This window comes from Nocardiopsis sp. NPDC055879 (genome assembly GCF_053615935.1).
This window is the reverse complement of sequence record NZ_JBSHCT010000093.1, coordinates 1-1,363: the sequence shown is the minus strand read 5'-3', so window position 1 is coordinate 1,363 and position 1,363 is coordinate 1. Positions and strand designations below refer to the sequence as shown.

Sequence of the window (1,363 nt, the reverse complement as noted above, 5' to 3'; positions counted from 1 at the left end):
CTGATCGAGCGCGGGGAGGAGCCGTTTCAAGGACACTCGGCCTTGCCTGGTGGAAGAGTCCGAAGACGGGAGACCCTCGACCAAGGTGCTCGGCGCGAACTCTTGGAGGAGACCGGGGTCGACGGCTCCCGGCTCCACCTGGAACAGCTCGGTGCCTACGGTGATCCCGACCGTGATCCGCGGGGGAGGGTCGTCACCATCGCCTATCTGGCCTTGGGGGCGGACCTGCCCGAGGCGGTGGGGGGAAGCGACGCGGCGCATGCCCGTTGGGTGCCGGTGGAGGAGCTCATCGCGATGTCCACCCCCTTGGCCTTCGACCACGTCCGCATCCTCGATGACGCTCTGGAACGTGTTCGGGAGAAGTTGGAGTACACCACCGTCGCCACGGTCTTCTGCCCCGAACCGTTCACGCTCAGCGAGTTGCGGGCGGTCTACGAGGTGATCTGGGGGCGTGAACTGGATCCCAGTAACTTCCGACGAAAGGTCACCAAGGCGGAGGGTTTCGTGGACCCCATGGGAGAGCAGCGCGCCCAGCCGGCGGGTCGGCCGGCGGCCCTGTACCGCAAAGGCGGATCCTCGCTGCTCACGCCACCGCTGTTGCGGTCGGCCTCGTGAACGTGGAGGGTCAGCCCGCGCGACCCGGTCGCGCGGGCTGAAAGGACGAACGAATCCGAACCGGTGAAGTTGCTCGACGCTACGTCCCCATGCCATCTTCAACGCGTTCGAGCTCAGCTAGGGCGGAAATCTTGTCCTCAGTGGTGGTGGCGAGAGGATGCCGCTCGCCTCTGACGAAGGCGGCACGATCCTGTTCGACCGTGGTTTCCACGGGGGCATCTGCTCGGGTGCTCCCTTCGACCACTGGGGACAACACGCGGGCCGACACCCTCAACACTTGTGAACGTGCCGAAGTCGATCGGTTCTGTTTTCCGGGCGAACACGAAAGCCAGGAGAGGAACGCCCCTCCATCGTGGGCCCTCACCGGGCCGTTGGTGACCACGAAGACGGGAAAGGCTTCTCCCCACCAAAGAACCACAGGAAGAGGCAGCTATGCCCTGACCGGGAGGATGGGGTGACTCGCCGGTGTTGGCAGATGCAAGACCACGCACACGCTGGGGTCGCTACGGGCGATGACCAGCAGATCGCTGAGCTGCGTCTGGTCGTGGGGACCGCCGAGGAGGTCTGGGGCTGGATCGCCGCACCCGGGCGCCGACGTGTGCTCCGGACCATTTTCTGTCCGTCAACCGGGCCGGGATCGAACCGGCCGACCGCTGAAGCCGCCATCGCCGAGCGGGAGACGAGCACGGCACCGGCCGGTGGCCCGAGAGGGTGCCTATGGGCTACCTTGATCGGCAGTGACACGGGG

Annotated in this window: 1 protein-coding gene; it reads left to right on the top strand. The window is 66.3% G+C overall.

Features of this window, described 5'->3' with window-relative positions; translation table 11 throughout:
• On the top strand, positions 1 to 615 hold a 615-nt coding region (locus tag ACWGKS_RS29965; RefSeq protein ID WP_452525096.1), incomplete at its 5' end, for an NUDIX hydrolase.
• Positions 616 to 1,363 lie beyond the last annotated feature (748 nt).